This window comes from Salinispora mooreana, from assembly GCF_000379065.1.
Taxonomy (GTDB): Bacteria; Actinomycetota; Actinomycetes; order Mycobacteriales; family Micromonosporaceae; genus Micromonospora; species Micromonospora mooreana.
On sequence record NZ_KB900614.1, the window covers coordinates 3,781,876 to 3,799,244 of the forward strand.

The 17,369-nt window shown below is 65.1% G+C and carries 8 protein-coding genes and 3 rRNA genes; 2 read left to right on the top strand and 9 right to left on the bottom strand.

Annotation, left to right across the window (positions count from 1 at the left end; all coding sequences use genetic code 11):
- Nucleotides 1-8: 8 nt before the first annotated feature.
- Complete coding sequence (locus tag SALPAC6_RS0118000) at nucleotides 9-1,835, top strand: VanW family protein (RefSeq protein WP_018254759.1); 1,827 nt, start codon at nucleotides 9-11, stop codon at nucleotides 1,833-1,835.
- Nucleotides 1,836-2,404: 569 nt separating this feature from the next.
- Here SALPAC6_RS0118000 and rrf read toward each other — a convergent pair.
- From rrf to SALPAC6_RS0118025, 4 genes are all read right to left on the bottom strand, one after another.
- Nucleotides 2,405-2,521, bottom strand: a 5S ribosomal RNA gene (rrf, locus tag SALPAC6_RS0118005).
- Nucleotides 2,522-2,605: 84 nt separating this feature from the next.
- Nucleotides 2,606-5,716, bottom strand: a 23S ribosomal RNA gene (locus tag SALPAC6_RS0118010).
- Between the two features lie 415 nt (nucleotides 5,717-6,131).
- Nucleotides 6,132-7,648 (bottom strand): 16S ribosomal RNA (locus tag SALPAC6_RS0118020).
- The 16S, 23S and 5S rRNA genes sit together here, the layout of an rRNA operon.
- A gap of 672 nt (nucleotides 7,649-8,320) precedes the next feature.
- Nucleotides 8,321-8,992: a class I SAM-dependent methyltransferase gene (locus tag SALPAC6_RS0118025; protein WP_018254760.1), complete on the bottom strand. Its 672-nt coding sequence runs from the start codon at nucleotides 8,990-8,992 to the stop codon at nucleotides 8,321-8,323.
- Nucleotides 8,993-9,154: 162 nt separating this feature from the next.
- Here SALPAC6_RS0118025 and SALPAC6_RS0118030 point away from each other — a divergent pair, with 162 nt between their 5' ends.
- Nucleotides 9,155-10,039: an AraC family transcriptional regulator gene (locus tag SALPAC6_RS0118030; protein WP_018254761.1), complete on the top strand. Its 885-nt coding sequence runs from the start codon at nucleotides 9,155-9,157 to the stop codon at nucleotides 10,037-10,039.
- A 41-nt stretch (nucleotides 10,040-10,080) separates the two neighbouring features.
- On the opposite strand, the gene SALPAC6_RS0118035 is transcribed toward SALPAC6_RS0118030, so the two are convergent.
- The 5 genes from SALPAC6_RS0118035 to SALPAC6_RS0118055 form a co-directional block, all read right to left on the bottom strand.
- Nucleotides 10,081-10,413 (bottom strand): carboxymuconolactone decarboxylase family protein, encoded by a 333-nt coding sequence (locus SALPAC6_RS0118035; RefSeq protein ID WP_018254762.1) that lies wholly within the window; start codon nucleotides 10,411-10,413, stop codon nucleotides 10,081-10,083.
- Between the two features lie 145 nt (nucleotides 10,414-10,558).
- Nucleotides 10,559-11,287: a respiratory nitrate reductase subunit gamma gene (gene narI, locus SALPAC6_RS0118040; RefSeq protein ID WP_018254763.1), complete on the bottom strand. Its 729-nt coding sequence runs from the start codon at nucleotides 11,285-11,287 to the stop codon at nucleotides 10,559-10,561.
- Nucleotides 11,284-11,955 carry a nitrate reductase molybdenum cofactor assembly chaperone gene (gene narJ, locus SALPAC6_RS0118045; protein WP_018254764.1) on the bottom strand — a complete coding sequence of 224 codons (672 nt, stop codon included), beginning with the start codon at nucleotides 11,953-11,955 and terminating at the stop codon, nucleotides 11,284-11,286. Before narJ ends, narI begins: the two co-directional genes overlap by 4 nt.
- Nucleotides 11,952-13,571 carry a nitrate reductase subunit beta gene (gene narH, locus SALPAC6_RS0118050; protein ID WP_018254765.1) on the bottom strand — a complete coding sequence of 540 codons (1,620 nt, stop codon included), beginning with the start codon at nucleotides 13,569-13,571 and terminating at the stop codon, nucleotides 11,952-11,954. Before narH ends, narJ begins: the two co-directional genes overlap by 4 nt.
- The gene (locus tag SALPAC6_RS0118055; RefSeq protein ID WP_018254766.1) at nucleotides 13,571-17,269 is read right to left on the bottom strand and encodes a nitrate reductase subunit alpha; all 3,699 of its coding nucleotides are present in this window, start codon (nucleotides 17,267-17,269) and stop codon (nucleotides 13,571-13,573) included. The genes narH and SALPAC6_RS0118055 overlap by 1 nt, the downstream gene beginning before the upstream one ends.
- Between the last annotated feature and the right edge of the window lie 100 nt (nucleotides 17,270-17,369).

A 17,369-nucleotide genomic window follows, 5' to 3' on the forward strand; every position in this document is an offset into this window, starting at 1 on the left:
AGGTGACTGTGACCCTGTACGGCGACAGAAATCTGCCCGCGGATGACCGGCCCACCGTGCAGGTAGCCGCGGTGCAGTGGCCCATTGCGGACGCGGAACCCGCCAATCCTCGACCGGGCCGAAAGTGGTCCTTTCCGTCAGGCGGGGGACGGGCCCACCGCACCTGGCTGCTCATCGCCGCCGGGGTGACGACCGCGGTGCTCGCCTCCGCCGTCGGCATCGGTGCCTACGCGTACGCCGGTGACGTGCCCCGTGGCACGACGGTCCTCGGCGCGGAGCTCGGCGGTCAGAGCCAGGCAGCCGCGGTCGAGGAGCTGCGTGCGGCGGTGGAACGACAGGCCGCCGAGCTGAACGCGCCCCTGCCTGTGGTCGTCGGCGAACAAACTGCGGAACTGGTGCCGGCCGAGGTGGGCCTCCGGGTTGACGTGGAGGCCACCGTACGAGCCGCCATGCAGGAGGAGGCACACGTCTTCGAGCGCCTCGTCGGCTCCCGCACGGTGCCACCGGTGGTGACGGTGGACGTGGAGCAACTCGACGCGGCGCTCAAGGAGGTCTTGGGGGACCAGGGTCGCAAGATGACCATGCCCGGAATCACCTGGAGTGGCCTCACCCCGAAGGCAACCCATCCGAAGCCCAGCCTGGAGCTCAACCCGGAGCACTCCGCGCAGGCGGTTCGGGAGGGCTGGTTGACCGGCGAGCCGGTCACCATTCCGCTGGCCGAGACGCACCCGGTGACCACCGCCGAGGAGGTGGACCGGATGGTGACCGAGTTGGCGAAGCCGGCCGTGGCGGCCCCGGTGACCCTGACGACGGACGAGGGCTCGGTGAGCATTCCGCCGGCGGCGATCGCGAAGAGCCTGCTGTTCACCGCCGACGAGGCTGGCACGTTGTCGGCGAAGGTCGATGGCAAGCGGCTCCGCACCGAGCTCGACGACGACCTGACCAAGGTCGAGGTGACCCCGAAGAACGCCCAGATGACCCTCACCAATGGCAAACCGAAGATCATCGCCAGTCGGGACGGGAAGCAACTGGACACCAGCGACCTTGGGGAGGCTGTGCTCGCGGTCCTACCGCAGTCGGGTGACCGCCGGGTGACCGGCACGCTCAAGACAAAGAAGCCAGAGCTCACCACGGAGAAGTTGGCCGGCCTGGGCATCAAGGAGAAGGTGTCGACCTTCACCACCCAGTTCTCCGGCGGGCTCTCCTCGCCCCGCAGCCACAACATCATCACCGCCGCCAAGGAAGTGGACAACACGTTGGTGCTACCCGGCGAGACGTTCTCCCTGAACGGGCACACCGGCGACCGCAACTACGCCCAGGGCTACAAGGACGCTCCGGTCATCCTCAACGGCAAGCTCGTGCCGGGGGTCGGGGGCGGGGTCTCACAGTTCACCACGACGCTCTTCAACGCCACCTACTACGCGGGGCTTGAGGATGTTGAACACAAGCCCCACTCGTACTACTTCAGCCGCTACCCGGCGGTCATCGAGTCCACGATCTTCTACCCAAATCTCGACTTCAAGTTCCGCAACAACACCGAGTACGGACTCCTGATCGATACCTCGTACACGTCAAACAAGATCACCGTTTCGATCTGGAGCACAAAGATCTGGGACAAGGTGAAGACGGAGTACGGCCCCCGAAGCAACATCACCAAGCCGAAGACGGTCTACCTGGAGCCGGGCCCGAACTGCATCGCCGCCAACGGCAGCAACGGGTTCAGCCAGAACGCCTACCGGGTGTTCTACAAGAACGGCAAGGAGACGAAGCGGGAGAAGTTCAGTTGGCGCTACGCCGCGGAGCCACGCTTCATCTGTGGCCCGAAGCCCTCCTGAGCCCCGCACCCACCTGAACTAACCGGGCCCTGTCGGCATTGCGCCGGCAGGGCCCTCGTCTTGTCTGCGGCCACCACAGCCTGGTCTGCGAGCACCGCCACGCAAGGCAACCGATGTACCGCAGCCGAACCGCAGCAGCTACCGCCAACAGCCGCACCGCTTCGGCGGCAGGCCAGACACACGGCCGGCCAGCGATCCGGCGGACTCCGACGGCGATAGGGCAGAACTGGGCGCGGTCAGAACCGGGGTGTCGCCAGGCCGACGATGAGGCGAACCGTTGGAACCACCGACGGGGCCCTGCGGTCGTCATGCTGGTCGGCACCGGTCCGGACTGGGCGAGGCCGCCGGCTGGACCTGTCCGCGCGGCGCTCCGGGCACTCGTTCCGATCCTGAGACCGATGCGCCCCGCAACCGGGCAACCGGGCAACCGGGCAACCGGGCAACCGGGCAACCGGGCACAAACTGCCAGCAGCAGGCCGGGCACAGAGTCTCGGTGCCGTGGTGGTGTTGTCGGGCTGAAAACACGTTGAGGGCCGACCCGGGTAGGGTCGGCCCTCAACTGAAGTTTTGCCCGGCGGTGTCCTACTCTCCCACACCCTCCCGAGTGCAGTACCATCGGCGCTGGAGGGCTTAGCTTCCGGGTTCGGAATGTAACCGGGCGTTTCCCCTCCGCCATGACCGCCGTAACACTTATCGACATATCAAACACACCCAACACCACAGGCAATGTTTGTTTGCCAAGAGTTACACAGTGGACGCGCAGCAACTTAGTAATCAAGTCCTCGGCCTATTAGTACCGGTCAACTGAACCCGTTACCGAGCTTACATTTCCGGCCTATCAACCCAGTCGTCTAGCTGGGGGCCTTACCCCACCAAAGGTGGATGGGATACCTCATCTTGAAGCAGGCTTCCCGCTTAGATGCTTTCAGCGGTTATCCCTTCCGAACGTAGCCAACCAGCCGTGCCCCTGGCGGGACAACTGGCACACCAGAGGTTCGTCCGTCCCGGTCCTCTCGTACTAGGGACAGCCCTTCTCAAGTATCCTACGCGCACGGCGGATAGGGACCGAACTGTCTCACGACGTTCTAAACCCAGCTCGCGTACCGCTTTAATGGGCGAACAGCCCAACCCTTGGGACCTGCTACAGCCCCAGGATGCGACGAGCCGACATCGAGGTGCCAAACCATCCCGTCGATATGGACTCTTGGGGAAGATCAGCCTGTTATCCCCGGGGTACCTTTTATCCGTTGAGCGACACCGCTTCCATTCGCCAGTGCCGGATCACTAGTCCCGACTTTCGTCCCTGCTCGACCCGTCAGTCTCACAGTCAAGCTCCCTTGTGCACTTACACTCAACACCTGATTGCCAACCAGGCTGAGGGAACCTTTGGGCGCCTCCGTTACCCTTTAGGAGGCAACCGCCCCAGTTAAACTACCCACCAGACACTGTCCCTGAACCGGATAACGGTCCGAAGTTAGATACCCAAACCAACCAGAGTGGTATTTCAAGATTGCCTCCACATGCACTGGCGTGCACACTTCACAGGCTCCCACCTATCCTACACAAGCTAATTCAGATACCAATGTCAAGCTATAGTAAAGGTCCCGGGGTCTTTCCGTCCTGCCGCGCGTAACGAGCATCTTTACTCGTAATGCAATTTCGCCGGGCCTGTGGTTGAGACAGTGGGGAAGTCGTTACGCCATTCGTGCAGGTCGGAACTTACCCGACAAGGAATTTCGCTACCTTAGGATGGTTATAGTTACCACCGCCGTTTACTGGCGCTTAAGTTCTCCGCTTCGCCCCGAAAGACTAACAGGTCCCCTTAACGTTCCAGCACCGGGCAGGCGTCAGTCCATATACATCGAATTACTTCTTCGCATGGACCTGTGTTTTTAGTAAACAGTCGCTTCCCCCTGCTCTCTGCGGCCATACAACGCTCCAGCAGCACGTGCCTTCACGTCTCCGGCCCCCCTTCTCCCAAAGTTACGGGGGCAATTTGCCGAGTTCCTTAACCACAGTTCACCCGATCGCCTTGGTATTCTCTACCTGACCACCTGTGTCGGTTTAGGGTACGGGCCGCTCGGAACTCGCTAGAGGCTTTTCTCGACAGCATAGGATCACTGACTTCACCTGAATCGGCTCGGCATCACGTCTCAGCCACACGCGCCGCGGATTTACCTACGACACAGCCTACACGCTTACCCCGGCACAACCACCGGCCGGGCTCAGCTACCTTCCTGCGTCACCCCATCGCTTGACTACTACCCGCCAGGTTCCCACGCTCCCCCAGCACAGTCCGAAGACCACACCAAGCTCGGATGGTTAGCACAACGAAGTTCATCAGGGACGCTCCTTCGCGGGTACGGGAATATCAACCCGTTATCCATCGACTACGCCTCTCGGCCTCGCCTTAGGCCCCGACTCACCCAGGGCGGATTAACCTGGCCCTGGAACCCTTGGTCATCCGGCGGAAGGGTTTCTCACCCTTCTTTCGCTACTCATGCCTGCATTCTCACTCGCACCGCGTCCACAACTCGATCACTCGGCTGCTTCACCCCCGGCACGACGCTCCCCTACCCATCCACACACCTACACACAACCCAAAGGCCATGCGAAGTACACGCGTGAATGCCACAGCTTCGGCGGTGTGCTTGAGCCCCGCTACATTGTCGGCGCGGAACCACTTGACCAGTGAGCTATTACGCACTCTTTCAAGGATGGCTGCTTCTAAGCCAACCTCCTGGTTGTCTATGCGACCCCACATCCTTTTCCACTTAGCACACGCTTAGGGGCCTTAGCTGGTGATCTGGGCTGTTTCCCTCTCGACTACGAAGCTTATCCCCCGCAGTCTCACTGCCGCGCTCTCACTTACCGGCATTCGGAGTTTGGCTGATTTCAGTAAGCTTGTAGGCCCCCTAGACCATCCAGTGCTCTACCTCCGGCAAGAAACACACGACGCTGCACCTAAATGCATTTCGGGGAGAACCAGCTATCACGGAGTTTGATTGGCCTTTCACCCCTAACCACAGGTCATCCCCCAACTTTTCAACGTTGGTGGGTTCGGCCCTCCACGCAGTCTTACCCACGCTTCAGCCTGCCCATGGCTAGATCACTCCGCTTCGGGTCTAGGACACGCGACTCTAACGCCCTATTCAGACTCGCTTTCGCTACGGCTCCCCCACCCGGGTTAACCTCGCCACATGCCACTAACTCGCAGGCTCATTCTTCAAAAGGCACGCCGTCACCCCACAAAAGAGGCTCCGACGGATTGTAGGCGAACGGTTTCAGGTACTATTTCACTCCCCTCCCGGGGTACTTTTCACCATTCCCTCACGGTACTATCCGCTATCGGTCACCAGGAAGTATTTAGGCTTACCAGATGGTCCTGGCAGATTCACGGCAGATTACAGGAGTCCGCCGCTACTCGGGAACACCCACAGGAGACTGGCAGCTTTCACCTACCGGACTTTCACCGTCTACGGTCAGCCATTCCAGACTGTTCAACTAACCACCAGCTTTATAACTCCCCACACGAGTGTCAGCCCGTGTCGCAGGATCCCACAACCCCAACCACGCAACCCCTGACAGGTATCACACGCAGCCGGTTTAGCCTCAATCCGCTTTCGCTCGCCACTACTCACGGAATCACAATTGTTTTCTCTTCCTACGGGTACTGAGATGTTTCACTTCCCCGCGTTCCCTCCACACACCCTATGAGTTCAGGTGCAGGTGACACCACATGACTGATGCCGGGTTCCCCCATTCGGACACCCTGGGATCACAGCTCGGTTGACAGCTCCCCCAGGCCTATCGCGGCCTCCCACGTCCTTCATCGGCTCCTGGTGCCAAGGCATCCACCGTTCGCCCTTGACAACTTGACCACAAAGATGCTCGCGTCCACTGTGTAATTCTCAACAAACAACCAACCCGCAACCACCACCCCGCACCAGCAACACCAACCCCACCCACACAAGGGCAAAACCAGCATCCGGTATACGAGACAAGCCACGCCAGGCAAAACCACCATCCCCGCAACACCACCACAACAGTGACATCACAGAAACAACGGCCCAAGAAACAACCACACGGTCATTCCTTCAGGACCCAACAGGGTGTTCACCGCCAACCCCAGCCGCATCATCAACCCCTTCCCCCACCCCCACAAGAGGAGCGTGTACAAGAGCATCAAACCGCTGCCAAGACCAACTAGCCAGTGTCTCCGACCAATGAGCACCCCATCACCCAACACAGGCAACCGAGGCTCCATACCGCCCTTCGACGGATGGCGCTCCTTAGAAAGGAGGTGATCCAGCCGCACCTTCCGGTACGGCTACCTTGTTACGACTTCGTCCCAATCGCCAGCCCCACCTTCGACGGCTCCCCCCCACAAGGGTTAGGCCACCGGCTTCGGGTGTTGCCGACTTTCGTGACGTGACGGGCGGTGTGTACAAGGCCCGGGAACGTATTCACCGCAGCGTTGCTGATCTGCGATTACTAGCGACTCCGACTTCACGGGGTCGAGTTGCAGACCCCGATCCGAACTGAGACCGGCTTTTTGGGATTCGCTCCACCTCACGGTATCGCAGCCCATTGTACCGGCCATTGTAGCATGCGTGAAGCCCTGGACATAAGGGGCATGATGACTTGACGTCATCCCCACCTTCCTCCGAGTTGACCCCGGCAGTCTTCGATGAGTCCCCGCCATAACGCGCTGGCAACATCGAACAAGGGTTGCGCTCGTTGCGGGACTTAACCCAACATCTCACGACACGAGCTGACGACAGCCATGCACCACCTGTCACCGACCCCGAAGGACCCCCCATCTCTGGGGGATTTCCGGCGATGTCAAACCCAGGTAAGGTTCTTCGCGTTGCATCGAATTAATCCGCATGCTCCGCCGCTTGTGCGGGCCCCCGTCAATTCCTTTGAGTTTTAGCCTTGCGGCCGTACTCCCCAGGCGGGGCGCTTAATGCGTTAGCTGCGGCACAGAGAACCGGAGAGGCTCCCCACACCTAGCGCCCAACGTTTACAGCGTGGACTACCAGGGTATCTAATCCTGTTCGCTCCCCACGCTTTCGCTCCTCAGCGTCAGTATCGGCCCAGAGACCCGCCTTCGCCACCGGTGTTCCTCCTGATATCTGCGCATTTCACCGCTACACCAGGAATTCCAGTCTCCCCTACCGAACTCTAGCCTGCCCGTATCGACTGCAAGCCCGCAGTTGAGCCACGGGTTTTCACAGTCGACGCGACAAGCCGCCTACGAGCTCTTTACGCCCAATAAATCCGGACAACGCTTGCGCCCTACGTCTTACCGCGGCTGCTGGCACGTAGTTGGCCGGCGCTTCTTCTGCAGGTACCGTCACAAACGCTTCGTCCCTGCTGAAAGAGGTTTACAACCCGAAGGCCGTCATCCCTCACGCGGCGTCGCTGCATCAGGCTTCCGCCCATTGTGCAAGATTCCCCACTGCTGCCTCCCGTAGGAGTCTGGGCCGTGTCTCAGTCCCAGTGTGGCCGGTCGCCCTCTCAGGCCGGCTACCCGTCGCCGCCTTGGTAGGCCATTACCCCACCAACAAGCTGATAGGCCGCGAGTCCATCCCAAGCCGAAAAATCTTTCCACCAACCACCATGCGGCAGCCAGTCATATCCGGTATTAGCCCCGGTTTCCCGGGGTTATCCCAAAGCCTGGGGCAGGTTACTCACGTGTTACTCACCCGTTCGCCGCTCGAGTACCCCGAAGGGCCTTTCCGCTCGACTTGCATGTGTTAAGCACGCCGCCAGCGTTCGTCCTGAGCCAGGATCAAACTCTCCAACAAAAACTTGAAGAAAATCCCAGCAACAAAAATATTTGCTGCCAAATTCAAGCCCAAGCCAACCCACCACACAGCAGGCCAACCCAGACCAAAACGGCACTGGCTTTCCAAACACCCTGTTGAGTTCTCAAAGAACAACCACACACCATCAGAACCCCACACCAGGGCCCCTCCGGAGGCAACCGCTCCCACCCACCGCTCTCGCGTCAGGCACTTTTACTACCTTACCTCACCGTCTCCGCTGTGTCAAACCGTTTGTCTCGGTCTGTCATGCTTCGTACGGTTCAGCTTCCGTTGAGCGCACACGAGGTTTCCCGCGTGTGTGATCCTCGGATTTGGCAGACCGGCCGCCCGCGGTTTCCCGCTGACTCGCCCGGTTCCTGCCGGCTGTTACCTTACCCGGTCGGTTTCGCCGCACCCAATCGGCCTCTCGGCAGAATCGGCGGGCACCGCCCGGCCGGCGACTCGAAGGTGAGCCCTTCTTGGCGCCGGTGCCGCTTGGATGAGGCCTCAGGACTTTCACCCTGTTTGCCCCGTTCCGCGCTGGCAGAGAGAAAGTTACGCGGATTCGGGTTCGCACGTCAAATCGAGGGGGTGCGGCCCCCGTCACACCGCCCTCCCCCGCCTGTGGAGAACCCACGTTGACGCAGGTCAGCCCGGTACGTGCCGGGCAGGTCAGTCCGACTGCCCGCCGGCCTCGGCGCCAGCGCTATAGAAGACGTACCGACCCAACCGGGCTCGGCCATAGCCGTCTACCCGCGCCCCGCTCAGACCGGCGTCGACGAGCGCCGCCAGCACCTGCTCGGGGAGGCTCTCCCCGGCCTGGCTGGAGCGGTGCGGATGTCCCCCGTTGGGTCCGGACAAGCTCCCGCCGAGGTCGACGACGTGCAGCTCGCCACCGGGACGCAACACCCGCCGGACTTCCCGCAACACCGGCACCCACTCGGCCACGGGGACGTGATGCAGCATGAACGAGGAGAGCACCCGATCGACGTTGTCATCCGGCAGCGGCAGGTCGTCGGCGAACGCGCGCTCGTACTGAATCTGCAGTCCGCCCCGGGTCGCCTTACGGCGAGCGCGACGCAAGGCGCTCAGGTCCGGGTCGATGCCCAGCGCGTCGACCTCCGGAAACCGTTGCTTGAGCGTCCGCAGCAGTTCGCCGGTGCCACAGCCGATCTCCAGGACTCGTTGTCCCGGCTGCAGGTTTGCCCGAACCAGCAGCTTCTCATGAGCCCGACTGATACCCATGAACCGGGCAAACGGATCGTACAGGGGTAATAGCCATTGCTTGCCCATGGCGGACAGATAGCCCCGACTCTCGGAATGGAAGTTGTGGTGTCCGGTCATGGCACGCTCCGGTATTCGAGGAAACTCGGTCGTACCCTCAGCCTCATGGCAGGTGAAGCTGCGAACAATGGCGGAACTGTGGGCGGGGTACGACGAAATTTGGCTCTCCCAAGCCCAGCCGCAGCGCGCGCATCCCACCATGTCGGCGTCACCGGGCAGGGCGTGCCGGTCTTCGGCTTCGGCCACGTGCCCGGGATCCTCCCGGTCGTGGTCTCCCGGCACCGCCGCGGAGAGCCGGTCGCCAACCTCGGCGCCGTCGGCACCCACACCCACGACTTCCTGGTGCTCTTCTACGCCCACCTGGCCCACGGGACGGTACGCATCGACGACTGCACCTGGACGGTAGGCGACGGAGACCTCTTCGTCATCGCACCGGGACAGGTCGTCTCCGCCGGAGAGCAGTTCAAGGAGGCCACCACCGACGGCTGGACCGTGTGGTTCCCGGCCGACGTGGTCCGGCCGGGAATGCCCGGCGCCTACTCGTCCTGGCGGACGCACCCGTTGCTCTTCCCGTTCGCCCAGGGCATCAACCGGGCGCAGCGGCTACCGGTCCCACCGGTCGACCGGGCCGGCCTGGTGGAGCGCTTCGCCGCGCTCGACACGGAGCTCCGGGCCCGCCGCGACGGTCACCAGGAGGCCGCCCTCGCCCACCTGACCCTGCTGCTCGTGACCGTGGCCCGGCTCTCGACCGACCTCGCCGATCACCTACGTTGCGCCGACGAACCGCTGCTGGCAGCCGTCTTCGAGGCGATCGAGAAGCGCTACCACCAGCCCATCTCCCTCGCCGACATCGCGGCCGACCTCGCGCTCACCGCCGGCTATCTCACCACCGTGGTGCGTCGTAAAACCGGCCGAACCGTCACCCAGTGGATCGCCCAGCGCCGGATGCAGCAGGCCCGCCTGCTGCTCGCGGAGACCGACCTGACCATAGGCGCGGTCAGCCGCCGGGTCGGCTACCCCGACACCAGCTACTTCAGCAAACGCTTCCGCGCCCGCCACGGGGTCACCCCCACCCAGTGGCGGGACGCCGCACCTCCCACCGGTTGAGGGTCACCCACGCGGCGGCACCCGCTGTGGTGGGTACCGGGTCACGCGTCGTCCGATGGCGCCAAGACGACCGAATCGATCCAGCCCAGCGCCGCGACGGCGGTCGGAAAGCCACAGGTGGTGATGGCGGCGAGCGCAACGGCTCGCACCTCGTCCACGGTCGCCCCGTGCTGGAGCGCCTTGCGAACATTGGAGCGCACGGCTCCCTCCGCCTCGGCCCCAACAGCCACCGCCAACTTGATCAATCGGTCGGTTCGGTCATCAAAAGAGTTGCGCTCCCGTACCGTCCGCGCCAGCACGCCCTGCGCCTCCGCGATCTCCGGAAAGCGTTCCAGGAACTTCACGTAGACATCCGGAAGATACTGCTGTTGCATATCGCCCTCCGCTACCGCCCGATATTCACACATTAGTCATCGCGCCAAGGTCAGGTGGCCAGCGGAGGCATCCGCGAAGAACTCACACCCTGGCTGCCGTCGCGTAGGTCGGGCCTCCGGTCCGCCCGCGCCAACCCTGCGCCGGTCACTGCCGGGCGGCGTCCCGTACCTGGTCCGGCGAGGCCGTTGGCGACGGCGCCGGGCCGCGGCGAACACGGTAGACGACGTACGGACGCCACAGGTACGCCAGTGGGGCCGACCAGACGTGCACCAGACGGGTGAACGGCCACAGCGCCAGGAAGAGGAAGCCGCCGATCGCGTGCAGCTGGTAGACCAGAGGAGCCCCACTCATCAGCGCCGGATCGGGCTGGAACCAGAAGATCCCACGGAACCAGACGGCGACCGTCTCCCGGTAGTCGTAGCCCCCACCGAGCAGGTTGACCCCGACCGTGGCGATCATGCCGAGTGCGGCCATGGCGGCGAGCGCGGCATAGAGCACCTTGTCCATCCGGGTGGTGACCCGACGGACCCGCCCGTTGATCACACGCCGGATGATCAGCAGGACCAGGCCGGTCACCAGCATCAGGCCGGTCACCGTGCCGCCCCAGACCGCGGTGAGGTGGTAGGCGTGCTCGCTGATACCGATCTTCTCGGTCACCGACGCGGGCACGAGCAGGCCCATGAGGTGGCCGCCAGCAACCCCGAGCACACCGAGGTGGAACAGGGGTGAGCCGAGCCGCAGGAGGCGGTTCTCCAGTACCTGGCTGGTGTGCGTGGTCCAGCCGAACTGGTCGTGACGCCACCGCCAGACGTGGCCGGCGACGAAGACCGCGAGGCAGAGGTACGGCAGGACGGTCCAGACGAAGTTGGTCATCGCGATGCCTCCGACGGGGAGCAGGCGGGATAGGGGGCGAGCGCGGCAGCATGCAGGTCCGGACCGTCGCCGAGGGAATCCAGCCCGACGGTCTCCACCGGTGGCCCGTCAACGGCGAGCGCCGCGATGGCGGCCCGGTCGGCGTCGGTCAGCGCGGGCAACACCGCGCAGACAACGTCCAGCAGCAGGCGGTAGGGGGTGCCGCAGTCGGTCAGTGCGGCGCGGAGCAGCTCAATGCCCTGTCGATGTTGGCGCAGGGGCGCCTCCCCCTCGCCGGGGCCCACCATGGCGGCGTACTCCAGCACCACCGGCAGCAGGTCCGGCAGTTCCCCATCCGCGAGCCGCAGTCCGTGCGCCCGGTAGCGCTGCTTGAGCACCAGCAGCGCCATTCCCCGCTTACGGGTGTCTCCGTGCAGGTAGTAGGTGAGGTACAGGCCGGAGCGGCGGCGCAGGTCAAAGGTCTGCACGAAGTGCTGCTGTACGTCGATCAGGGTGTTGTCCAGCAGCCAGTCCAGGAACCTGTCGATCTGCTCCCGCGCCTGGGGCACCGCGATCTGCGCGGCGGCGCCGCGAAGCTCCGCTCCGGCACCGAGCAGCTCGTCGTCGGGGTAGGTGAGCAGCAGCGAGACCAGCTCGAAGATGCGGGTCCGGTCGGTCGCGGCGGTCATGAGCCGCCTCGCAGCGGGTTGATCGTGAAGCCACGCCGGCCGTCGGCGCGACGGGAGAAGAGTCCGGGCCGGCCGGGACGAACCTGATCGCCCTCGACGAGGTGGAAACTCTCCGCGGAGGCTTGCGTGGTCATTCCCGGGCCGCCCTCACAGTCCAGCGCGCAGTCCTGGTTCGCGGTGGCCTGTGCTTCCAGCGCCGCGGCGTCCTTGCTGTACGCGGCCGGGATCACGTAGCGCTCGTCGTACTTCGCGATGGCCAGCAACCGGTACATGGCCTCGACCTGGTCCGCGGTCATCCCGATGCCGTCGAGCAGATCGTCGGCGACGGTACCGTCCAGGGTGCGGGCCCGCATGTAGGAGCGCATGGCCGCCAGCTTCATCAGGACCCCGGCGGTCGCCTCCACGTCCCCAGCGGTGAAGAGCTCGGCCAGGTACTCCACCGGAATCCGCAGCTCCCGGATGGTGTGGAAGATGTCGTCGGCGTCGGTGTCGTCCCGGCCGGCATCCCCCACCGCGTCCAGCACCGGCGACAGCGGCGGGACGTACCAGACCATGGGCAGCGTCCGGTACTCCGGGTGCAGCGGCAGCGCGACCTTGTACTCGCTGATCAGCCGCCACACCGGGGACCGTTCGGCGGCGTCCAGCCACTCCTGCGGCATGCCGGCGGCCCGGGCGGCCTCCTGTACGGCCGGGTCCGTCGGATCGAGGAAGACCGCACGCTGCGCCTCGAGCAGGTCGTGCTCGTCGGTCACCGAAGCGGCAGCGAGCACAGCTTCCTCGTCGTAGAACACGATGCCCAGGTAGCGCAGCCGGCCCACGCAGGTTTCGGAGCAGATTGTCGGCTGCCCCGCCTCGATCCGCGGGAAGCACAGGGTGCACTTCTCCGCCTTACCGGTGCTGTGGTTGACGTAGACCTTCTTGTACGGGCAGGCGGAGACACACATCCGCCAGCCCCGGCAGTGGTCCTGGTCAACCAGGACGATGCCGTCCTCCTCCCGCTTGTACATCGCGCCGGAGGGGCAGGCCGACACACACGCCGGGTTGAGGCAGTGCTCGCAGATACGCGGCAGGTGGAACAGGAAGGTCTTCTCGAACTCGAACTTCACCCGCGCCGCAGCGTCGGCCGGCATCCGGGCGAGGTTCGGGTCACCGGTGGCGTGCTCGTGCGCCCCGCCGAGGCTGTCCTCCCAGTTGGCCCCCCAGGTGAGGGCCATCGGCTCGCCGGTCAGCGCGGAACGGGGCTGCTGCACCGGGGTGTCCTTGAGCCCGGCGGGGGCGTTGACCAGAATGTCCTTGTCGAAGGTCGCCGGCTCGTAGTAGTCGTCGATCGAGGGCAGATCCGGGTTGACGAACAGCCGGCTGAGCCGCTTGACCCGGCCACCGGAGCGCAGCTTCAGCCGTCCCTTCTCGTCCAGCTGCCAGCCCCCGTGCCAGCGGTCCTGATCCTCGTAGTGCTTGGGGTAGCCGATGCCCGGCTTGGTCTCGACGTTGTTGAACCAGACGTACTCGGTGCCGTCCCGGTTGGTCCAGGTCTGCTTGCAGGTGACGGAGCAGGTGTGACACCCAATGCACTTGTCCAGGTTCATCACCATGGCAACCTGCGCTCGGATCCTCATCAGTACTCCACCTCCTGGTCGCGGCGGCGGATCACCGTGATCTCGTCGCGTTGGCTGCCGATCGGGCCGTAGTAGTTGAAGGCGTAGGTGAGTTGGGCGTGTCCGCCAGCCAGGTGGGTGGGCTTGACCAGCAGCCGGGTCAACGAGTTGTGGTAGCCACCCCGGCGGCCGCTCTGCTCCGCCTTGGGCACGTTGATCGTCCGCTCGGGCGAGTGGTATTGGAACACCGTGCCCTCCGGCATCCGGTGACTGACCACCGCCCGGGCCACGATGACTCCGTTGCGGTTGTGCGCCTCGACCCAGTCGTTGTCCCGAACACCCACCTTGGCGGCGTCCGGCACACTCATCCAGATCACTGGTCCACCTCGCGACAACGCCAACATCAATTCGTTGTCGTGGTACATCGAGTGGATAGACCACTTCGCGTGCGGGGTCAGGAAGCGTACGGTGACGCCGCCATCGACCAACTCGCCCGGCGTGCCGAAGTGCCGGGCCATGTTCAGCGGGGGTCGGAAGCCCGGCAACTGCTCGCCCAACTCCGCCACCCAGTCGTGCTCCACGAAGAAGTGCTGCCGGCCGGTGATGGTGTGCCACGGCTTGAGCCGCTCCACGTTGAGGGTGAAGGGCGAGTAGCGACGGCCGTCCTTCTCCGAACCGGACCACTCCGGGCTGGTAAAGACCGACTGCGGTGCCCGCTGGGTGTCCGCGTACGTGATCTGGTCGGTCTCGTGCCCGGCGATCAGATCCGCGAACGGTTGCCCGGTCCGCTGCTCCAACGCCGCGAAGCCGGCCGCGGCGACCCGACCGTTCGTGGTGCCCGACAACGCCAGGATCGCCTCACACATGCGGTCGGCGGTGGCCAGCGACGGCCGGCCGGCGAACGGCCCGTCGGCGACGACCCCGTTTCGCTCCCGCAGGTACGCCAGCTCCGCGGTCACGTCCACGGTGAGCGCCTTCGTGCTGGTGCCGAGCCGGTCAAGGAGCGGGCCGACGGCACGCATCTTCGCGCCGATCTGGGTGTAGTCCCGCTCGATCTCGATGAGCTTCGGCATGGTGGAGCCGGGGACCGGCTCACACTCGCCGGCCTTCCAGTCCCGCACCCGACCGCTGGGCATGGCCAGCTCGTCCGGGGTGTCGTGTTGCAGCGGCGCGGCCAACACGTCCCGCCGTACCCCGAGGTGGTCGACGGCCAGCTCACTGAACCGGTCGGCGAGCGCCAGGAAGGTGTCGTAGTCGGAGTGGGCGTCGGCGGGCGGCTCCACCGCCGGGCTGAACGCGTGCACGAACGGATGCATGTCCGTGGTGGAGATGTCGTGCTTCTCGTACCAGGTTGCGGTGGGCAGCACCACGTCGGCGTGCAGCCCGGTGTTGGTCATCCGGAAGTCGATCGCCGTGAGCAGGTCAAGCTTCCCGGTCGGTGCCTCATCTCGCCACACCAGGTCCCGGGGTCGGTGCTCCGGGTCGCACTCCGTGGCGGTGGCGCTCGAGTCGATCCCCAACAGGTGGCGCAGGAAGTACTCGTTGCCCTTGCCCGAGGAGCCGAGCAGGTTCGCCCGCCAGAGGGTGAGGCAACGCGGGAAGTTCGCCGGGTCGTCCGGGTCCTCTGCCACCGACCGTAGCCGGCCGGCCTTCAGCTCGGCGACGATGTGCTCCTGGACCGTCACCCCGGCCACCGCCGCCTCGTCGGTGAGGTCGAGGGGGTTGCGGCTGAACGACGGGTGGCCGGGGCTCCAGCCCATCCGCTGTGCGGCGGCGACGGTGTCGGCGAAGGCCATCCCCGCGAATCGGCCGGTTCCCAACGGGGAGGAGAGCTCGTCGGCCGGGACCCGCTCGTACCGCCACTGGTCGGTGTGCAGATACCAGAACGGGGTGCTCGCCTGGTGCCGCATCGGCCGTTGCCAGTCGAGCCCGAAGGACATGTGCTGCTGGCCGGTGATCGGCCGGGCTTTCTCCTGCCCCACGTAGTGCGCCCAGCCGCCACCGTTGACGCCCTGGCAGCCGGTCAGGGTGACCAGGGAGATGAGCGCCCGGTAGGTCATGTCGGAGTGGAACCACTGGTTCGCGCCGGCGCCCAGGACGATCAGCGACCGCCCCTGGCTACGCTCGGCGTTGCGGGCGAACTCCCGGCCGATCCGGGCCGCCACCGCGGCCGGCACCCCGGTGATCCGCTCCTGCCAGGCCGGCGTGTTCGGGGAGTCCGGGTCGTCATAGCCGGTCGGCCACTCCCCCGGCAGGTCGCCACGGCGTACCCCGTACTGCGCCAGCACCAGGTCGTAGACCGAGGTGACCAGGTGCTCGCCGACCCGCATAGCCGGTACGCCGCGGCGGATGGTGGACCCGCCCTCGGTCTCCCCGACGTCGAAGCGAGCCAGCTCGACCTCGATCGCCTCATCGCTCCGGTCGAACAGCCCGAGAGCGGGGAGCACCTCGCCCAGGTCGAGGTTCCAGCGCCCCTGGCCCGCCTCGCCGTACCGGAAGCCCAGCGACCCGTTCGGCACCACCAACTCGCCGGTGCGCTGGTCGACCAGGACGGTCTTGTGCGTTCCGTCCTCCTGGCCCAGGTCTGCTGCGGTGAGGAACCGGTCCGCAGCCCACCGGCCGTCGGCGGCGGGTCGGAGCGTGACCAGGAACGGCAGGTCGGTGTAGCGGCGAATGTAGTCGGCGAAGTAGTCAACCGTGCGGTCCCGGAAGAACTCGGTGAGCACGACGTGGCCCATCGCCATCGCCAGGGCGCCGTCGGTACCCGGATGCGGGGCCAGCCAGTCGTCGGCGAACTTGACGTTGTCGGCGTAGTCAGGGCTGACCGCGACGACCTTCGTGCCCCGGTAGCGGGCCTCGGCCAGGAAGTGGGCGTCCGGCGTACGGGTGACCGGAATATTCGAGCCCCACATCATCAGATAGGTGGAGTTCCACCAGTCGCCGGCCTCGGGCACGTCGGTCTGGTCGCCCCAGATCTGCGGCGAGGCGATCGGCAGGTCGGCGTACCAGTCGTAGAAGCTCAGCAGGGTGCCGCCGAGCAGGGCGTGGTAACGGGTGCCGGCGGCGAAGGACGCCATCGACATCGCCGGAATCGGCGAGAAGCCCACCACCCGGTCCGGCCCGTACGTCTTCGTGGTGTAGACGTGTGCGGCGGCAACCATCGTGGTCACCTCGTCCCAGCTGGCGCGGACGAAGCCGCCCCGTCCCCGCTGGGTCTTGTAGGCGCGCGCCTTGAGCGGGTTCTCCACGATCTCGGCCCAGGCGGACACCGGATCACCCAGGCGCGCGAGCCCGTCGCGGAACATCTCGGCCAGCACCCCCCGTACGTAGGGGTGGCGCACCCGGGAGGGCGAGTACTCGTACCAGGAGAAAGAGGCGCCGCGGGGACAGCCACGCGGCTCGTAGTCCGGCGAGTCCGGGCCGGTTGTCGGGTACTCGGTGGCCTGGTGTTCCCAGGTGATCAGGCCGTCCTTGACGAAGACGTTCCACGAGCAGGAGCCGGTGCAGTTGACGCCGTGGGTGGAGCGCACCACCCGGTCGTAGCGCCACCGGTCCCGGTAGAACCGGTCCCAGTCGCCGTCGGCTATCTGGTGCAGCGTCCGGCCGTGGTCACCGACCGACTCCCGGCGGAGGAAACGCCGAGCAGCCAGCAGCGGCGCCGCACCGGGGACCTGGTCTGTCGCAGGATCATGAACTTCTGGCGGGCGGTGCGCTGACACGTGGGCACTCCTCCGGCGGCGAGCGACAACGCGAGGGCTGTCGGCGGCACACGGGCAGTGCGCCACGCATACCAGGGTTCGCGAAATCAACCGCCAGATC

Excerpts from the sequence above, each read along its gene's own strand:
- SALPAC6_RS0118025 (WP_018254760.1), bottom strand. The coding sequence starts at position 8,992 with ATGACCGGACACCACAACTTCCATTCCGAGAGTCGGGGCTATCTGTCC.
- narI (WP_018254763.1), bottom strand. The coding sequence starts at position 11,287 with ATGACCAACTTCGTCTGGACCGTCCTGCCGTACCTCTGCCTCGCGGTC.
- narH (WP_018254765.1), bottom strand. The coding sequence starts at position 13,571 with ATGAGGATCCGAGCGCAGGTTGCCATGGTGATGAACCTGGACAAGTGC.
- SALPAC6_RS0118035 (WP_018254762.1), bottom strand. The coding sequence starts at position 10,413 with ATGCAACAGCAGTATCTTCCGGATGTCTACGTGAAGTTCCTGGAACGC.
- narJ (WP_018254764.1), bottom strand. The coding sequence starts at position 11,955 with ATGACCGCCGCGACCGACCGGACCCGCATCTTCGAGCTGGTCTCGCTG.